The sequence below is a fragment of the Methylophilus sp. 5 genome (assembly GCF_000515275.1).
Lineage (GTDB): Bacteria > Pseudomonadota > Gammaproteobacteria > Burkholderiales > Methylophilaceae > Methylophilus.
The window spans coordinates 424730-441565 of sequence record NZ_KI911560.1 but is presented as its reverse complement, the minus strand read 5'-3'; the positions used below and the strand labels follow the sequence as shown (position 1 = coordinate 441565).

Annotated in this window: 18 protein-coding genes; 13 read left to right on the top strand and 5 right to left on the bottom strand. The window is 52.9% G+C overall.

Annotated elements, in window-relative coordinates; translation table 11 throughout:
• Positions 1-2: 2 nt before the first annotated feature.
• The 3 genes from METH5_RS0101935 (at position 3) to METH5_RS0101925 (ending at position 2515) form a co-directional block, all read left to right on the top strand.
• A complete protein-coding gene (locus METH5_RS0101935) occupies positions 3-677 on the top strand; it encodes a hypothetical protein (protein ID WP_232410901.1) in 675 nt (224 codons plus the stop codon).
• Between the two features lie 44 nt (positions 678-721).
• Positions 722-1411 carry a CAAX prenyl protease-related protein gene (locus METH5_RS0101930; protein ID WP_232410900.1) on the top strand — a complete coding sequence of 230 codons (690 nt, stop codon included), beginning with the start codon at positions 722-724 and terminating at the stop codon, positions 1409-1411.
• A 129-nt stretch (positions 1412-1540) separates the two neighbouring features.
• On the top strand, positions 1541-2515 hold the full coding sequence (locus tag METH5_RS0101925) for an EpsD family peptidyl-prolyl cis-trans isomerase (protein ID WP_232410899.1): 975 nt from the start codon (positions 1541-1543) through the stop codon (positions 2513-2515).
• Between the two features lie 109 nt (positions 2516-2624).
• Here the strand turns inward: METH5_RS0101925 and METH5_RS0101920 are convergent, their stop codons facing one another.
• The 5 genes from METH5_RS0101920 to METH5_RS0101900 are packed head-to-tail and all read right to left on the bottom strand — an operon-like array spanning position 2625 to position 7167.
• Positions 2625-4043 (bottom strand): DUF4350 domain-containing protein, encoded by a 1419-nt coding sequence (locus METH5_RS0101920; RefSeq protein WP_088177779.1) that lies wholly within the window; start codon positions 4041-4043, stop codon positions 2625-2627.
• Positions 4036-4782 (bottom strand): ABC transporter permease, encoded by a 747-nt coding sequence (locus tag METH5_RS0101915; RefSeq protein WP_029146914.1) that lies wholly within the window; start codon positions 4780-4782, stop codon positions 4036-4038. The genes METH5_RS0101920 and METH5_RS0101915 overlap by 8 nt, the downstream gene beginning before the upstream one ends.
• Positions 4783-4796: 14 nt before the next feature.
• A complete protein-coding gene (locus METH5_RS0101910; protein WP_029146913.1) occupies positions 4797-5429 on the bottom strand; it encodes a response regulator transcription factor in 633 nt (210 codons plus the stop codon).
• Positions 5430-5444: 15 nt separating this feature from the next.
• Complete coding sequence (locus METH5_RS0101905; protein WP_029146912.1) at positions 5445-5813, bottom strand: hypothetical protein; 369 nt, start codon at positions 5811-5813, stop codon at positions 5445-5447.
• Entirely contained in the window at positions 5800-7167 is a 1368-nt protein-coding gene (locus METH5_RS0101900; RefSeq protein WP_029146911.1) for a histidine kinase, read from the bottom strand. Before METH5_RS0101900 ends, METH5_RS0101905 begins: the two co-directional genes overlap by 14 nt.
• Before the next feature lie 303 nt (positions 7168-7470).
• Here METH5_RS0101900 and METH5_RS0101895 point away from each other — a divergent pair, with 303 nt between their 5' ends.
• From METH5_RS0101895 to METH5_RS0101850, 10 genes are all read left to right on the top strand, one after another.
• On the top strand, positions 7471-9267 hold the full coding sequence (locus tag METH5_RS0101895; RefSeq protein WP_029146910.1) for a methanol/ethanol family PQQ-dependent dehydrogenase: 1797 nt from the start codon (positions 7471-7473) through the stop codon (positions 9265-9267).
• A 96-nt stretch (positions 9268-9363) separates the two neighbouring features.
• The gene (gene moxJ / locus METH5_RS0101890) at positions 9364-10206 is read left to right on the top strand and encodes a methanol oxidation system protein MoxJ (protein WP_029146909.1); all 843 of its coding nucleotides are present in this window, start codon (positions 9364-9366) and stop codon (positions 10204-10206) included.
• A gap of 20 nt (positions 10207-10226) precedes the next feature.
• Positions 10227-10820 carry a cytochrome c(L), periplasmic gene (gene moxG, locus METH5_RS0101885; protein ID WP_029146908.1) on the top strand — a complete coding sequence of 198 codons (594 nt, stop codon included), beginning with the start codon at positions 10227-10229 and terminating at the stop codon, positions 10818-10820.
• An 83-nt stretch (positions 10821-10903) separates the two neighbouring features.
• On the top strand, positions 10904-11179 hold the full coding sequence (locus METH5_RS0101880; protein ID WP_029146907.1) for a methanol dehydrogenase [cytochrome c] subunit: 276 nt from the start codon (positions 10904-10906) through the stop codon (positions 11177-11179).
• Positions 11180-11307: 128 nt separating this feature from the next.
• Positions 11308-12327 (top strand): MoxR family ATPase, encoded by a 1020-nt coding sequence (locus tag METH5_RS0101875; protein WP_029146906.1) that lies wholly within the window; start codon positions 11308-11310, stop codon positions 12325-12327.
• A gap of 14 nt (positions 12328-12341) precedes the next feature.
• Positions 12342-13271, top strand: coding sequence for a DUF58 domain-containing protein (locus tag METH5_RS0101870; protein ID WP_051412812.1), 930 nt, complete (start codon positions 12342-12344; stop codon positions 13269-13271).
• Positions 13268-14164 (top strand): hypothetical protein, encoded by an 897-nt coding sequence (locus METH5_RS0101865; protein WP_029146904.1) that lies wholly within the window; start codon positions 13268-13270, stop codon positions 14162-14164. Before METH5_RS0101870 ends, METH5_RS0101865 begins: the two co-directional genes overlap by 4 nt.
• A 2-nt stretch (positions 14165-14166) precedes the next feature.
• The gene (locus METH5_RS0101860) at positions 14167-15198 is read left to right on the top strand and encodes a VWA domain-containing protein (RefSeq protein WP_029146903.1); all 1032 of its coding nucleotides are present in this window, start codon (positions 14167-14169) and stop codon (positions 15196-15198) included.
• Positions 15186-15797 carry a hypothetical protein gene (locus tag METH5_RS0101855; RefSeq protein ID WP_029146902.1) on the top strand — a complete coding sequence of 204 codons (612 nt, stop codon included), beginning with the start codon at positions 15186-15188 and terminating at the stop codon, positions 15795-15797. Before METH5_RS0101860 ends, METH5_RS0101855 begins: the two co-directional genes overlap by 13 nt.
• Positions 15797-16816, top strand: a complete 1020-nt coding sequence (locus METH5_RS0101850) for a vWA domain-containing protein (RefSeq protein ID WP_051412810.1) — start codon at positions 15797-15799, stop codon at positions 16814-16816. Before METH5_RS0101855 ends, METH5_RS0101850 begins: the two co-directional genes overlap by 1 nt.
• The last annotated feature ends 20 nt before the right edge of the window (positions 16817-16836 follow it).

Below are 16836 nucleotides of genomic sequence, written 5' to 3'. Positions count from 1 at the left end.
GCATGATGAAACAGATTCTGGTGATCATGATGGGTACTATGCTGTTAAGCGTGCACTTGAATGCCCCTGCCGCCGAAAAGCAGGACAAAGCAGCCAAACGGGCGGCGATCTTAATGCAAAAGATGAAACAGGATCTGGAGGCTGAGAAGTCGGCGCTGCAAACGCAGTTTGAGCAGGAGAAACAAGGCCTGTCTCAGGCACTGGATCAGGCGCAGAGCGCGCAAAAAACGCATTCGGTGAAGCTGCAAGGCCAGGTTGTACGTAATCAACAGTTACAGACGGATAACCAGAAGCTGGCGACAGAAAAAACGGCTTTATCTGCACAGTTGCAGCAGTTGCAAGCGCAACTGGCCGCGCAATCCCAACAGCTAGAAGCCACCGAGCAGCAGCTGAAAGTGGCTAAAGCTGACCTCGACATGAATGACAACCAGCGTAAGGGGTTGGTGGCCAAGGTGGGTACGGCGCACCAGCAATTGTTGTCTTGCGAAGAAAAAAATAGTCGCTTATATGCTTATGGGCATGATTTGGTCGGCCTGTATGCAGATGCCAGCGCTTATCAACGGGTGATGCGTGCCGAGCCGTTTTTTCAGCTCAAGCGGGTCGAGCTAGAAAATATTTTGCAGGCTAAGCAGACGCAACTACTGGAAAATAAAGTTGATACAATAGCGTCACCTTGACGGTTTTTAAGTCAGGCACTTATGCTTTTTGAGAATAGGCTGGCATGATGACTGCGTTATTGGATTCCTGGTTTACCCGGCACGAGCGTGCCCGCATTTTTCCGTTCGTCGGTTTTATTCTGCTGTTGGCGCTAGAGCCATGGCTGGCCGCTGCATTGACCTGGTTGGGTGCCGGTGCCGAACCGACTTATTTGCTGCGCAGTGTGTGTGCACTGTTGCTGTTACTGTATTTTCGCCGCGACTACCTCGAGCTGCGCGTCACCCCCACTTTTAATCAGGCATTGGCTGCGTTGCTGGCTGGCTGGCTGGTATTTTTACTTTGGATCATCCCTTACCCTACCTGGCTGGGGGGGCATGACGGGCGTATTGTCGCTGCGATGCCCATGCAAAGTAGTGCTGATGTGTTCTGGTTAATGTGCCGCTGGAGTGGCTCGGCATTGGTGGTGCCGGTGATCGAAGAGTTGTTCTGGCGTGCGTATTTGATGCGCAGGCTGGATAGTGCTGACTTTATGTCAGTGGTGCCTGCTACCGTCACCGCTTATGCAATTGCAGTAAGTAGCGTATTATTTGCAGTGGAACATCAGCTCTGGTTAGCCGGGCTGTTGGCCGGATTGGTATATGCCTGGTTATACCGTCGATTTCAGGTGCTCTGGGTGTCAATACTGGCCCACGTGACCACCAATGCCGTGCTTGGGTTATGGGTGGTGTATGGCGGTCACTGGCAGTACTGGTAACCAGAGTGTGTTAGCATGTGTTTTGAATTTTGGAGCAATGAGTGCTCAAGACTCGTCGCAAGTAAGCCGTAATGAGTGGGGCGTACTGTCGCAACAGAACACAAAAAATACCAAAATATTTAAAGGGTGATGATGAAAAAAATCGCATTAATTGTGCCAGCACTGATGCTGGTGATGGCCGGATGTAGTAAACATGATGACGCTGCCAAAGCAGGCTCGCAAGTGGTGGCCAAGGTCAATGGCAGTGAAATTACCGTGCATCAATTGAATTTTGCCTTATCCAAGCTGGGTAAGCTGGATCAGTCACAAATCAAGGCTGCGTCTGAAAAAGTATTGCAGCAAATGGTCGACATGGAGCTGCTCAAGCAGAAGTCTGTCGATGAAAAGCTGGATCGTGATCCGAATGTATTGCAGGTGCTGGAAGCCACCAAGCAGCAAGTGTTGGCGCAGGCTTACATGCAAAAGATCGCAGCCAAACAAGCGGCACCATCAGCCGATGACATCAAGAAGTTTTACGATACGCATCCTGAGTTATTCAGTGATCGTAATGTGTATGTGATTCAGGAGTTTGCTGTTAAAGATGGCAACCAGCATGTGAGCGAGATTGAAGCTGGTATCAGCGCTGCGAAAACGGCCGATGATTTAGCCAAGTGGTTAAAAGACAATAACTACCTGTTTAGCGCAAATGCCAGCCGCAAAGCCGCAGAACAATTGCCATTAGAGCTGCTGAAAAAACTAAATACCTTGAAAGCGGGCGATACGCTGGTGGTGAAGAGCCCACAGGCGCTGGTGTTGCTGTTCTTGGCCAAGGTTGATCGTCAACCGGTGGATTTGGAAAAAGCTAAACCAGTGATTCAACAGTTTTTGGTGAATTCTAATCAGCAAACGGTGATTAAAAACGAAGTGTCTACCTTGCGTAAAGATGCCAAAGTAGAGTTTTACGGCGACTTTTCAAAACTGACGCTGGATAGTGGCGCAACCACCGCGCCGGTAGCGCCTGCTGAGGCCAAACCGGAATCAGCTGTGGCTTCACCTGTGTCTGAAACCACCGAGCAGCCAGCGCACCATAATCAGGCGATCGAAAAAGGACTGTCTGGTTTGTAATTCAGGCACTGTTCTTGCGAAAACCCCGGCGATGCCGGGGTTTTTTATTGCAAAAATAATATGGGCTGTAGTGCCTATGGCAACAGCGTTATTGCTTTAAACACATTGCTTAAACGCGCTGCTTTCTGCGCCAGCTTAGCCAGCCTGCCCATAACAGCATGGCTGGCAGACCAAATTGAAAGCTGTTAAACAACACCATCAGCCAGGTTTGCGTGGCAGGCAGGGCAATCACGCTGTCTCGTAACGGGGGCGCGGCCAAACTCACACTCGGCTGATTATTGACAACCCACTGCAGGCTTTGCATGCCGAGCGCCAGATTGCCACCACGCTGTAACTGCGCATTGGTGAAAAACTGGCGACTGCCTATGATCAGCACCCGTTGCCGCTCGCCGGTTGCACGGTCTTTTTCTAATGCCAGCATGACGGTGGCCGGGCCCTGGGTGTCGGTTTTCGGATTAAATAGTGCTTGGCTGGCTGGTTGCATCGGCTGGTAAGCTGCGCTGACCCAGCCATGGTCAGCCACTGCGACCAACGGTAGTGTGCGCCATGCGTCGCCGGCCTGGCGGGGGCGTTGAATGGCATGTGCGCTATCAAAAAAAGTGCGCAGGGCAAAGTCCTGGGTCGGGCCTTGTGAGGCATAGCGCTGGGTGCTCAAGGCATGCAGCGGAATATCAAACTGGCGATTGGCGGGGTCAATAATCAGCCCTGGGCTAAGCGTGAAGCCTAGCTGTGTGGCCAGGGTGTCTAATCCTTGTTGTTGCGGCGTGTCCAGCAGCCAGACCAGGTTGCCGCCGTGATCAATATGCGCTTGAATCACCTTGTTTTGTGCCGCCGTATAGGCGTGGGTTGCCCCGGCCAGCACCAAGGTGGGCAACGATGCCTGTTGGTTAGGCAGTGTTGTCAGCGATGTGGCGCTGAGCGTGCGTAATCCGGCGGCTTGCAGGGCTTGCCCCAATTGGCTGGCGCCTTGCGGCGAGCTGTCTTGCAAAGCGGGCTCACCATTGTCAGCAGCAAAAATGAGCGGTGCACGCGCACCGTGTTGCAGTTGCAAGAGCACGTTGGTGAAGGCTTCTTCGGTGTAGGGTAAGTAAAGGTGTTGCTGTTGTCCGCGATAGCGAATGACCATTTCGCCTTCTTTTTTGATCTGCCACTCGCGCGCCAGGGTGGGCGCGCTGGCCGGGTCTATAAATTGCACTTGCAGGTTGGGGTGCACAGATTGATAGCGCTGTAGCAAGGCGCTAATCGACTTTCTGAAATAGCGGCCTTTGTAGGGGCTGTTGCTGCAAAATGCCGTGACTTCTATGCGGTCTGGCAATTGTTGTAGCACCTGTATGCTGGCTGCTGACAACGTATTGCGGTGATTATGTGTGGTGTCGGCCATGACCTTAAACTGCCAGGCCGCCGCCCCTAGCGCTAAGGTCAATAGCAAGAGTGCAGGCACGGCTAGCCGATGGTGCCACCAGTTTGCCAGGCGCTTGAATGCGGTGCGTGCGAATGACAGGCGGCGCGCCTGAAGAGTGTTAGCCATAGAGTCGGTCAGCATGGAGACGGCGAATAGAAAGCAGCACAAAAAACACGGCAAACAGCACAAAAAATATCAGGTCGTAGCTGTCGAGAATGCCCAGTGCGAATTGGCGGTAATGCTGCATGAGTGACAGGTTGTGAAACAACGCCTGGTGATCGTCACTAAAAAACTTGTCCAGCAACAGGCAGATGGCCAGCGCCGTCATGCTGCAAAAAGCGGCCAGAATCGGGTTGGCGGTTAGGCAAGAGACATACAGCCCGAGTGCACTGCTAGCCACCATCAGCAGCCACAGCCCAAGCGCATGTGTGAGCAGATACGGCAGGTCAATTTCGGCCCACGGTAACAGCATGGCAATCATGACCACCATGCTGGCAACCAGCAGGCTCAAATAGCTGACGATGCCCAGCAGTTTGCCCAGAATCAGCTCGCTCATACTTAAAGGGGCGCTCATGAGCAGGGCCATGGTCTGGTTTTTACGTTCTTCGCTGATGAGTTTCATGCTCACCAGTGGCACCACAAACAGCATTAAGACTGCTGCTACGCCAAACACGCCTTCGGCCATAAACTGGGTAATGCCTATGCGCTGCACCTGCCATTGCGCACTGTGCATGATTTCAAAATACTGGTTAAAACTCAGGCTGTAATAAGTGCCAACAATGGCTTGAAAAATGGCCAGCACCAGCCAGCCCATGGGGGTGGCAAACAGGCTGCGCAGTTCTTTGCGGGCGATGATTAAAATCATGATAGGCGCTGCCGCTACAGGCCTTTGATAATGCCAAAGCGCACGGCAATATGGACCACCTGGCCAGTGGTTTCTACCCCCAGCTTTTGCCTGACACTGGTCTGGATATTAGCTACGGTTTTATAGCCGATATGCATGCCCTTGGCGATGGCTGCCAGCGCTTCGCCCTGTGCAATCCGGCGGAATACCTCAAACTCGCGCGGTGATAGTTTCTGGATCGGGTTTTCCTGGCTCTCTAGATGGTACATGGATAAGCTTTGCGCCAACTCGTTGTTAATGTAGCGCCCGCCCTTGAGGATTTTCTGCACCGCCTCCAGCACCACTTCTGGTGGCTCAGTTTTGGTCACATAGCCGCGCGCACCGGCCTGAATGGCGCGCGTGGCATAGATGCAGTCATCATGCATGCTAAAAATCAACACCCGCATCTGCGGCTTGCGATGCAATATACGCTTCAAGGTTTCCAGACCACCTATGCCGGGCATGTCGAGGTCTAAAATCAACAGGTCAGGGTGGTTTTTTTCAACCAGCAGGCAAGCCTCTTCGCCACTCAGCGCATCCGCTGTCACTTGGTGATTGGCTTGCTCCAGCATGGTGCGCAGACCTTGCCTGAGCATGGCGTGGTCATCGGCGATCATTACTTTTGCCATCGGTTTGCGTGCGCCTTACTTTTTATTAGCAAAGGTGATGTTCACGCATTTGTCATTGGCAAAGGTGAGCTCGGCGGTATTAAAAAACTTGCTTGGCGCATATTGGATTTTGCCGCGGTAATACCACATTTCAATCTGCTCGCCAGCGCCCGGTGCCGCTTGCTGTTGTGCCTGCAAAATCTGATCGGCATTGTGCGGTTTGACTGCGACGTCTTTTTTAACTGGCTTGCCTAGTTGTTCTTCGACAAACTGGCGCGATTGACCACTATAGGCTTGTAAAAACAGTTGTTCTTCTGTTTGCAGGTCTTTTGCAAGCAGTGACAACGGCGCCGCCAGTAAAGGCACAACAAGTGCAATCAGGCTTAACCATTTAGGGTGTTGCATAGTCGTTCACTCCCGGGTCTGATAATAAAGATGAGGCAGGGCGCGCCTGCTTGCTCAAGTTGAGTGGCAACAGGCCGGTAATCAAGGTGCCTGCTTGCACGCCACTCATGAGTTTGAAGCTGCCTTGCAGCGATTCTATGCGTTCGCGCATGCCGACCAGCCCGACGCCTTCGGTGGCTTGCGTGGTATCCATGCCTTGTCCGTTGTCACGGATTTCAATTTTTAGCGTGGCTTTATCAAGGCGTTTGATGATGTGAATATCTATCCAGACTTCGCTGGCATGGGCATGGCGCGAAATATTGGTGAGCGCTTCTTGCACGACCCGAAAGGCAACAATATTGGTGTCTTCGTTCAAAGTCTGTTCGCCTGTGTCTAGCGCCAGGTGGCAGTCAACAGACACATTGAGTTTTTTCCAGTCATTAACCAGGCGCTCAACGGCGCCAATCAGCCCCAGCGAGTCGAGTGCCGGTGGCCGCAAGTGCTTGATTAACGCACGTATGGACTGCTGCACATGCTGGGTATTAGAGGCAATTCTCACCGCAATCACATGCGCCTGATCGGGGCTGCTTTTTTGCAGGGTGAGTGCATCCATGCGGATGGCGGTCAGGTATTGGCCAGTTTCATCATGAATTTCGCTGGCAATATATTTGCGCTCTTGCTCCTGCATTTGCATGGCGTGGCGGGCCAGCACGCGGTTTTCTTTGAGCGTGCGCTCTAAGTCGAGCTCCACCAGGCACTGCTCGGTCATGTCTACCAGGTAACCATGCAGTTGTGCCGGTTTGCGATCTGCTGCCGGCACATGCACAAAACGCGCGCCGACAAAGCAGGGCAGGCCATCTGGCCGCCGGATTTGCAGCTTGTTGAAGTTGAGCTCCTGGTGGTATTGCAGTTGCGAGACAAACGTTGGCCAGTCGAACGAAAACAGCCCGCAGGCGTTTTTATGATCGCTGGTCGGGCGGCAGATACGATCAAACGCACGATTGTGCATACCAATATTGCCATCAATATCCAGCACGACATTGCCGGTCAGGTCGCCGTCAAACAATGTTTTATAGAGCTGCTGGCTACTGCTTAATTGCGCCTCTGTGCGTTGCCGACGCTGAATTTCGGCATGAATCTCCCGCATGCGGCGCTGGCTGAACCACACGCTCAACAACACAAATACAAACAAGGTGAGCGGTACTTCGTCCAGTTGTGCGTATTCATAAGTTAATAGCCAGGCATTGACCCGCTCGGCCAGGTCAAATTGCGACGAGCAGGCAAATGTCAGCGCCACGCCCGTCATCACAATGAGCGTGTCCTGACTGGCCCGGCTTAATTTGCCGAGTTTGTGAATAGCAGCAATGACTGGCATAGATCGTTGATAAGAATGCATGACTGGAGTGACTAAACGCTTTATGAAGCTTTGTTGCAGCAGGCACATTGCGCCCGCCCTGTGTAAACCTGCGTCACTATAGACCACATCCCTTTTCAATACGACGTGAAAGATTCCCGTTGTTGGCTAGTTTGCACAAATGAATTCTTGAACCAATGAAAGGGAATCTTTCATCTATTACCAATGTTACAAATTATTAACAATTTCGGTCGTGCAGTGGGGCATTCGGGGGGATGTCCACGACACCACGTAAAACGCATTCTTGAGAGATTAGGAGATCCTATGAAAGTAACATCATCTAGCGCCATTCTTGGTGCTTTGGTCGGAGGCTTGTTTGCAAGTTTTTCTGGCTTAGCCATGGCAGATGCGGACTTGGACAAGCAGGTGAATACCGCCGGTGCTTGGCCAATCGCAACGGGTGGCTATTACAGCCAGCACAATAGCCCACTGGCACAAATTAACAAATCCAACGTTAAAAACGTAAAAGCGGCCTGGTCATTTTCTACCGGTGTATTGAATGGTCACGAAGGTGCGCCATTAGTCATTGGTGACATGATGTATGTCCACTCTGCGTTCCCAAACAACACTTATGCTCTGAATCTTAACGATCCAGGCAAAATTGTTTGGCAACACAAACCTAAGCAAGATGCTTCAACCAAGGCAGTAATGTGCTGTGACGTGGTTGACCGTGGTTTAGCTTACGGTGCGGGTCAAATTGTTAAAAAACAAGCCAATGGTCACTTGCTGGCGTTGGATGCCAAAACCGGCAAAATCAACTGGGAAGTAGAAGTGTGTGATCCAAAAGTGGGTTCAACACTGACACAAGCGCCTTTTGTGGCGAAAGATACCGTGTTGATGGGGTGTTCTGGTGCTGAGCTGGGTGTACGTGGTGCTGTGAACGCATTCGACCTGAAAACAGGTGAATTGAAATGGCGTGCATTTGCTACGGGCTCTGATGACTCTGTGCGTCTGTCTAAAGACTTCAACAAAGACAATCCACACTATGGTCAATTCGGCCTGGGTACAAAAACCTGGGAAGGCGATGCCTGGAAAATTGGTGGCGGTACAAACTGGGGTTGGTACGCATACGATCCTAAATTGAACCTGTTCTACTACGGTTCAGGTAACCCTGCACCATGGAACGAAACCATGCGTCCTGGTGACAACAAATGGACCATGACCATTTGGGGTCGTGACCTGGATACAGGGATGGCGAAATGGGGCTACCAAAAGACGCCGCATGACGAGTGGGACTTTGCTGGTGTGAACCAGATGGTACTGACCGACCAGCCAGTCAACGGCAAAATGACGCCATTGCTGAGCCATATCGACCGTAACGGTATCTTGTACACCCTGAACCGTGAAAACGGCAACCTGGTGGTGGCTGAAAAAGTGGACCCAGCGGTTAACGTATTCAAAAAAGTGGACCTGAAAACCGGTACACCAGTACGTGATCCAGAGTTTGCAACCCGTATGGACCATAAAGGTACCAACATTTGTCCATCAGCGATGGGCTTCCACAACCAGGGCGTTGATTCTTACGATCCTGAAAGCCGTACTTTGTATGCTGGCCTGAACCACATTTGTATGGATTGGGAGCCGTTCATGCTGCCATACCGTGCTGGTCAGTTCTTCGTTGGCGCAACATTGGCGATGTACCCTGGCCCTAACGGCCCAACCAAGAAAGAAATGGGTCAGATTCGTGCATTTGACCTGACCACTGGTAAAGCAAAATGGACCAAGTGGGAGAAATTCGCGGCTTGGGGCGGTACTTTGTACACCAAAGGTGGCCTGGTTTGGTATGCAACGCTTGACGGTTACCTGAAGGCTTTGGATAACAAAGACGGTAAAGAGTTGTGGAACTTCAAGATGCCTTCCGGTGGTATCGGATCTCCAATGACTTACTCCTTCAAAGGTAAGCAGTACGTTGGCAGCATGTACGGTGTAGGAGGCTGGCCTGGTGTTGGTCTGGTGTTTGACCTGACAGACCCAAGTGCTGGTTTGGGTGCGGTTGGTGCGTTCAAAGAACTGCAAAACCACACACAAATGGGCGGTGGCCTGATGGTGTTCAGCCTGTAATTTCATGCAGTGAACCTGTTGATGTAAGTGACCAGGATGGCCGTCAACCGCAAGGATGGTCGGTCATCCTGTTCTCTAGCACGGAGAAGAGAGCAAATGTTTCCTGAAGTGAAAGAAAATCGTCGTACGTGGTTAACCCTGTGTTTATCCGTGGCGCTCAGCGTTTTAGCCTTGCCTGCGCTGGCGGCCAATACACTGAATATTTGTGCCGGTAAATCCGAGCTGCCGTTTTCAAATGACCAAAAACAAGGCTTTGAAAACAAGATTGCAACGGTGATTGGCCAGGCCTTGAATATGCCTGTCAATTACTTCTGGTGGACCAATCCGCTCACGCTGCAAAAAGACATGGAAGAAGGTAAGTGCGATGTGCTCATCGGCACAGACCCCCATGATCCACGCGTGTTGGCAACCAAACCTTATTATCGTTCTGCCTATGTGTTTATCACCCGCCAGGACCGTGAGATTGATGTGACCGCCTGGGATCATCCTTATCTGAAAGAAAAGAATTTCCGCATTGGTGTGATGCCGGACAGCCCGGGCAAAAACATGTTGCTGCAAATTAATCGCTTTGACGACATGTTTGATTACTTTACTGAAATCCAGAATTTTCAATCTACCCGTAACCGTTACGTCCATGTCGAGCCTTCTCGCCTAGTAAACGATGTGGCCAATATGCATTTGCACATGGCGATGTTATGGGCACCAGAAGCAGCGCGCTATGTGCGTGCATCTGAAGTGCCGCTCAAAACAGTGATCGTAGAAGACAACGCACAAAAAACCAATGGCGAAAAAATCCCCATGCATTACAACGTGGTGATGGGGGTGAACAAGCAACGCCCTGAGTTGGTAGAGGCGCTGAATCGTGTCATTGATGCAAACGGGGCTGAAATTACTGCCATCCTCAAGGATGAAGGCATCCCTTTGCTTCCTCTTAATTAATCAAGTGTTTGGAGTTTGAATTGAAAGAATCTCAACAACCGCAATCGCGCCGCCTGAAACAACAACTTGCCATGGCTTTGGGCGTCTCTAGCCTGGTGATGGCGGCTTTTCTGACGGTGGCCTGTGCCAAAGATGAGTCTGCTGCTAACGCCGATGGCGCTGCCAAGCAGGCACCGGCGCAGCTGGCGCTGAAAGACGGCCCGGCAATCGAGTTCCGCGGCACGCTGTCGGGCGATGTGCTGGACCTGGCGCCGATGGAAGGCGAAACCTTTACGCCGGAAGCGAAGCACTTTATGGCCACCGGTGAAAATCCATACAAAGGCAACGATGCGGAAATCAAAAAAGGCTATACGATTTTCTCGACTGCGTGTTCCGGTTGTCATGGCCATCTGGCCGAAGGCAAGCTAGGCCCTGCGCTGGCGGATGATTATTGGACCTACCCTAAAAACGAGACCGATAAAGGCATTTTTGAAACCATTTATGGCGGTGCTGCCGGCATGATGGGCCCGCAACAAGGCCGTATGACCGTGGACGAAATTTTGCATGTGATTGCCTGGATTCGTCATCAGGCCGAAGAAAACCTCAAAAACGGTGGCGCTGCGCCACACGGTTAATCCCATTATCGGATTGTTAGGCTGGTGGGCAATCCGTTAATTGAAAACAATACACCAGCTAATGTGGAATGAAGGAGAAAGTGATGAAACACGTATTGGCATTACTGGCAGTCGCCAGTGTGTTTGCAGTGTCCAATCAGGCTCTGGCTTACGACGGTCAAAACTGTAAAGAGCCAGGTAACTGCTGGGAAGCCAAACCCGGCTATCCGGAAAAAATTGCGGGTTCCAAATATGACCCAAAACATGATCCGGTAGAACTCAACAAGCAAGAGGAGTCCATTAAAGCGATGGACGCACGCAATGCAAAACGTATTGCGAATGCAAAATCCAACGGCAATTTCGTGTTTGACGTGAAGTAATCTTAATTCCCCCCAGGAAACTGACATCGTTTCCGGTGTCAGTTTCATTTCCCTTGTTGATGTGGCAACCCGGTGCCGACTGTGAACAGTCGGTAGTGGCTTGCTTCATTCTGAATCATGGATAGTGTATGCAAAAACAAATAGAGTTGTCGGTGTGGCGTGAGCGCGCGCTGGCGTTTGAGCAGGCCTTAAACCAGGTCGTGCTCGGCATGCCCGAGCAGGTGAGAGCACTCACGATGGCCATTTTTTCGCGCGGCCACGTGCTGCTCGAAGGCGATGTTGGCGTTGGCAAAACCACGTTGTTGCGTGCAGCGGCGCAACTGTTGGGTGGTGGCTACCAGCGTATTGAAGGTGCCATTGACCTGATGCCGAGTGACTTTCTTTATCATGCCTATATCAACGAGCAAGGGCAGGCCGCCGTTAAACCTGGCCCTTTGTTGCAGCATGATGAGGCACTGGCAGTGTTCTTTTTTAACGAAATTAACCGTGCCAGGCCACAAGCACATGCTTTGTTTTTGCGCTTGATGGCCGAGCGCTCAGTCAATGCGTTTAACCGTGAATATCATTTTCCGCATTTGACCGTGTTTGCAGATAGAAACCGCCTGGAGCGTGAGGAAACGTTTGAAATTCCAGCAGCGGCACGAGACCGCTTTTTAATGGAAATTTCGATTCAGGCGCCGGACGCGCGTGATCTGCAACGCGCACTGATGTTTGATACGCGCTTTTACGATGTGGATGCCCTGATTGGCGAGTTGCCTGCCGGGCTGACCCCTTATGACCAGCTCAATGCAGTGGCGGCGACGGTGCAAATTACGGTGCGCGCAGAGCTAGCCTTGCAAGACTATGCAGTAGAGCTATGGCGTTGCCTCAAAGACCCGCTGGCGGCAGGGATTGTGCTGCCAGACGTAGATATGAGCCGTTTGTTGGCCGGTGGGGCCAGCCCGCGTGGCATGGCGATGCTGATGCGTAGCGCCCGCACACGTGCCTGGCTGGAAGGCCGCGATTATTTAACGCCGGACGATATTCGTGCGGTGTGGCCATTTGTGGTAACGCACCGCGTGTTTTTTAATGGTGCTTATGCCTTGCAGCATGCGCGCTTGGCGCCGTTGTTGCTACAAGCGGTGCTGGATAAGGTCTCTGCGCCTTAATGGATGCTTAAGTGATGGTTTCTAGCAATTTATTGCAGCAAACGCTGCCATTTGAGCCGCGCCAGTTTTTTTACAATATTCACTGGCGTGCCCGCACCTACCATGCCGGGGCTACCCTCACTGCGCATCATGGCAATGGCAGCGATTTTGCCGGATTTTCTTCATTGCTGGCCTGCCCCGACCCGAAGCGGATTGATATTCGTGCCAGCGTACGCAGTGTGCCCAGGCAGTGGCTGGTCAGAACCTATTTAGAGCGTGCCGCGATTCACGTCTATGCCGTGCTCGATGTCTCCAGTTCATTGTTTTTTCAGCCTGCCACCGCGCAAGCCGCAAATAGTATGCGCCAGCAAATCACCGAGTTTGTGGCCTCACTCGCCTGGTCAGTGACGCGGCAAGGTGACGCGTTCGGTTTGCGCGCCGCCAATGATAGAGAGCAGGCAAGTTTATTGAGAATGCCCAGTGTGCAACCTGGCACTGCGCAGCAAGTGTCGCAGCAATTGGGTGCTTATTGGCAGCAGGCCTTGGCGCAAGGTCAGCAACAAGGGCAAGGCGCGACGGCGATACCTGCCGCGATTGAGTCTATCGGCGCACAGCGGGCACTGGTGTTTTTGATCTCTGACTTTTACTGGCCAGAAGCCTTGTTGCAACACACACTCAAAGCCGCACAACCACACGATGTGGTGCCGGTGGTATTGCGCGACCGCGCCGCTATGCAAGACTTGCCTGCCTTTGGCTGGGCCAGGTTTCGCGACATGGAAAGCGGCGCGGAGCGTAGCTGGATGTTGCGTCGCGGCTTGCATCAACGCATTCAGGCCCATGCCCAACAACAGCAACAGGCCTTGAATGCTTTGCTAGTGAACGCCGGGACGCGTGCGCCCTTGTGGTTAGGCCCGGACTGGCGTGCCGAAACGGTCAGCCGACATTTGATGGAGACAATGGCATGACGGCGCTAGTGAACGTTTTGTTGCACACACTATTAGTGTGTGGGGGATTGAGCGCATCGGCCATGGCGGCCACTGCCGAGCATGTTCGCGCTGAAAGCGTCACCCGCGAGGTGGATTACACCCTGGGTAGCATTGCCAAACAGCATGTGACCGTACATGTGCCACCAGGCTTTGAGCTGGACCCTGCTAGTTTGCCCGCCCCGGCACAAAATGAGGCCATCGAGCTGCGTGAAGCGCATTGGACCAGCGAAGACGTCAATGGCGAGCGTTTGGTCCGGCTAGACATCGACTGGCAGATTTTTGTCGCAGGCGACAGCGTCAAAATCATGCCGCTTAAACAGCTGCATCTGGTGTTTAAACATGACCAGCAACAGCTGACGGTGGATGTGCCTGCCGACAAAGTGATTGTATCCAGCCTGTTGCCTGCGCGCATTGATCAAGCGCATGTGCAGCTCTACCCGGATGTAGCCATGCCTGCTTGGCCGCTGGCGCCACAATTATGGTCACTGGCTGGCTGGGTTGGTTTGCTGTTGCTGGCTTTGGCTTATCTGGCTTGGGTGGCGGGCTGGATTCAGCTGCCACAAGAAAAACGCATGCCTTTTCGCCTGGCCTGGCGGGCGATGCGCACGCTGGATGCGGCACAACCTGCGGCAAGTTTGCAGGCCATGCGCCTGATTGTACATGCCATGGACCAGTTTGCAGGCCATGCGGTCACCGCTGAAAACTTGCCGCGCTTACTCTTTGCTACGCAAGCCCTGTGGCCTTATCAGCCAGCATTAGAGTCGTTTTACGGTGAGGTGCAACAGGTTTTCTTTGCCGGACAACCAGCGACGCTGTCACTGGTCTCTCTCAGGCAATTGGCCAAACAATTGAGTCAGTTGGAGCTTGCTTAACCATGTGGTCAGCGTGGGGGCAATCCCTTTCATCAGCCACCGGCCTGGGTACTTATTGGGGCATCAGCCAAGGCTGGCCGTTGTTGCTATTGCCGTTGGCATTATTGCCCTGGGTGTTGCGCGGGCAACAGTACTTGTTACACCCGGCCTTGCAGGGCTTGCCGCAAGACCCGCTGTCAGTCTGGCTGGAACGCACCTGGAAAATTGCCCTGAGTCTGCTGATTGTGGCTTTGAGCGTTGCGTTGGCAAAGCCGTTTTTGTACGCGCAAATGGTGGAGAAGGTTGGTCGCGGCGCCCATGTCATGATTGTGCTCGACCGCAGCGCCAGCATGAATGAGCCATTTGTGAGCAAGGGGGATGCGCAGACACGACAGCCAAAAATGCAGGTGGCACGAGAGGTGCTGAAGTCATTGGTGACCCAGGGGCGCGATGATTTGATGGGCATGGTGACCTTTAGTACCTCGCCCATTTTGGCCGCGCCATTGGGTAATGACCGCGTTTACGTGCAGGCCGCGCTGGACGCCACTGAGGCGGGCGGCATGGGCTTTACAGCAGTGGCGCGCGGGGTTGGCATGGCACTGGATTATTTTGCCGACCAGCCGGTGACGGGCGCGCGCGCCATTGTGCTGGTGTCGGATGGCGGCGCTCACCTCGATGGCAAAACACAGGACATGTTGCGCGCCATGTTTATGCGCCAAAAGGCTGCGTTGTACTGGATCTATCTGCGCTCTGCCAATGGAGTGAGCCTTAAGCAGAACCTGGCCGACGGTGAAAATATTGATGCCTACCCAGAAGTGGCATTGCATGAGTACTTTCAGACCCTGAATGTGCCTTATCGCATGTATGAGGCTGAAAACCCGCAAGCGGTGAAGGCCGCCGTGCGCGATATTGCTAAATTAAAAAATAAACCCACGCGCTATCTTGAGCCGGTTTCACGACAGGATTTAAGTCAATACGCCTATTGGCTGGCATGGCTGGCGGCGTTCATGTTGGCGGGCATGGTGCAACTGGAGCTCAAACAATGGCAAGCCTGAAGATTCCCTTAACCACGATGATGCGTCGAGGCTGGCCATGGGCCGTGCTGCTCGCATTGCTAGCGGTCGCCATGCTGCTCAAACAGGCTGTCAGCCTTTATCAATCGGCCGTGTATCGGCATAGTTTGGCGCCGCATGTGCTGGTAGAGCACACATTCTTAGGCGCCAACCAGACGCCACAAGCGCTGTTTGCCAATGCGGTATTTTATGACCGTCAGCTCAAGTCAGACCTGGCCTTAACGCAGTATGCAATATTGATTAGTCAGTTGTCAGACGACAATCCGCTACGCAAGCAGGTCTATTTTAATTCTGGCAATGTGTATTTACGCACGGCGATTCGCTTATTGGAGCAACGTGGCTTGCCCGCCTGGGATGAAGCCGGGCCGTTGGTGGCGTTGGCCAAAGAAAGTTACCAGAAAGCGTTGCGCATAGACCCCTATTGGTCTGAGGCAAAATACAACTATCACCTGGCATTGCGATTAGCACCCACCACGCATGGCATGTCTGGCCCGCAGCAATATGAAGATGAGCAGATTAAAGCCGAAGAGCAGCCGAGTGGCTGGCCTGCGATGCCGGGCAACCCGAGAGGCATGCCTTGATGCAGCATTGGCGTTTGAAAAATGCGCAGGCCTGGCGTAGGCGCAGTGTGTTGCTGTTGTGTGTGTTGTTAACCGCGGCTTTGTTTCGCCCGCATTTGTCGCTGCCTAATCGCGTCTATGACTGGTATTTTGTGGTCGATATCACGCAAAGCATGAATGTGCAGGACTATACGATACAGAGCTATACGACCGCAGGCAACAGCCACAGCCGTTTGCAAATGGCCAAACAAAGCATACGCCAGGCATTGTCGGCATTGCCTTGTGGCTCGCGCGTGGCGCTGGGGATGTTTACCGAGCGGAATACGGTCAATGTGGTCAAGCCGGTAGAAGTGTGCAGCCACTTTGCCGCGCTGGACCAAACCGTTGCCAGTATGGATTGGCGCATGGCCTGGGCGGCCGACTCATTTATTGCGCATGGCTTATACAATGCGCTGGAACAAGCACCTGCGTTAGGTAAGCAGATGCGGGTGATGTTTTTTACCGATGGTCAGCAAGCCCCGCCAGCCAACCCCACCTATATGCCCAAGTTTGCCGGCAAGCCAGGCCAGGTGCAAGGCTACCTGGTAGGGATGGGTAGACCAACGCCCAGCCAGATTCCTAAGCTGGATGAAAAAAATGCGGTGGCTGGCTATTGGGAGCAAGAAGAAGTGCAGCGCTTTGGCAATTTTGGCATGGCCGAGACCTTGTCAGTGCTGGCCATGGAGCAAGGGCAGCATGATCGTAACGGCGGCCATGGCCCCGGCAATGCATTATTGAGTAACGCGCATTTATCTGCGCTGGATGAAGGCAATCTGCAACGCTTATCTGCCGAAACCGGTTTGCCTTATGTGCGGCTTGAGCAGGGCAAACAAGGCGCTGACTGGGCAACCAAATTGGGCATGACCGCCTGGCGCTGGGCAGACACTGACTTGCGGCCATGGCTGGCTTGTGCGGCGAGTGGCTTATGGCTGGTGTTTTTGTGGCTGACATTTGCCCATCACCCGTGGTTAAAAAGGTTAAACAACCGTTGGCAGCAGTGAGCTGCATGCGCAACGGTCAC

Bases quoted from the DNA above. Each gene is read 5' to 3' on its own strand.
- METH5_RS0101935 (WP_232410901.1), top strand. From the start codon at position 3: ATGATGAAACAGATTCTGGTGATCATGATGGGTACTATGCTGTTAAGC.
- METH5_RS0101930 (WP_232410900.1), top strand. From the start codon at position 722: ATGATGACTGCGTTATTGGATTCCTGGTTTACCCGGCACGAGCGTGCC.
- METH5_RS0101925 (WP_232410899.1), top strand. From the start codon at position 1,541: ATGATGAAAAAAATCGCATTAATTGTGCCAGCACTGATGCTGGTGATG.
- METH5_RS0101920 (WP_088177779.1), bottom strand. From the start codon at position 4,043: ATGGCTAACACTCTTCAGGCGCGCCGCCTGTCATTCGCACGCACCGCA.
- METH5_RS0101915 (WP_029146914.1), bottom strand. From the start codon at position 4,782: ATGATTTTAATCATCGCCCGCAAAGAACTGCGCAGCCTGTTTGCCACC.
- METH5_RS0101910 (WP_029146913.1), bottom strand. From the start codon at position 5,429: ATGGCAAAAGTAATGATCGCCGATGACCACGCCATGCTCAGGCAAGGT.
- METH5_RS0101905 (WP_029146912.1), bottom strand. From the start codon at position 5,813: ATGCAACACCCTAAATGGTTAAGCCTGATTGCACTTGTTGTGCCTTTA.
- METH5_RS0101900 (WP_029146911.1), bottom strand. From the start codon at position 7,167: ATGCCAGTCATTGCTGCTATTCACAAACTCGGCAAATTAAGCCGGGCC.
- METH5_RS0101895 (WP_029146910.1), top strand. From the start codon at position 7,471: ATGAAAGTAACATCATCTAGCGCCATTCTTGGTGCTTTGGTCGGAGGC.
- moxJ (WP_029146909.1), top strand. From the start codon at position 9,364: ATGTTTCCTGAAGTGAAAGAAAATCGTCGTACGTGGTTAACCCTGTGT.
- METH5_RS0101880 (WP_029146907.1), top strand. From the start codon at position 10,904: ATGAAACACGTATTGGCATTACTGGCAGTCGCCAGTGTGTTTGCAGTG.
- METH5_RS0101875 (WP_029146906.1), top strand. From the start codon at position 11,308: ATGCAAAAACAAATAGAGTTGTCGGTGTGGCGTGAGCGCGCGCTGGCG.
- METH5_RS0101870 (WP_051412812.1), top strand. From the start codon at position 12,342: ATGGTTTCTAGCAATTTATTGCAGCAAACGCTGCCATTTGAGCCGCGC.
- METH5_RS0101865 (WP_029146904.1), top strand. From the start codon at position 13,268: ATGACGGCGCTAGTGAACGTTTTGTTGCACACACTATTAGTGTGTGGG.
- METH5_RS0101860 (WP_029146903.1), top strand. From the start codon at position 14,167: ATGTGGTCAGCGTGGGGGCAATCCCTTTCATCAGCCACCGGCCTGGGT.
- METH5_RS0101855 (WP_029146902.1), top strand. From the start codon at position 15,186: ATGGCAAGCCTGAAGATTCCCTTAACCACGATGATGCGTCGAGGCTGG.
- METH5_RS0101850 (WP_051412810.1), top strand. From the start codon at position 15,797: ATGCAGCATTGGCGTTTGAAAAATGCGCAGGCCTGGCGTAGGCGCAGT.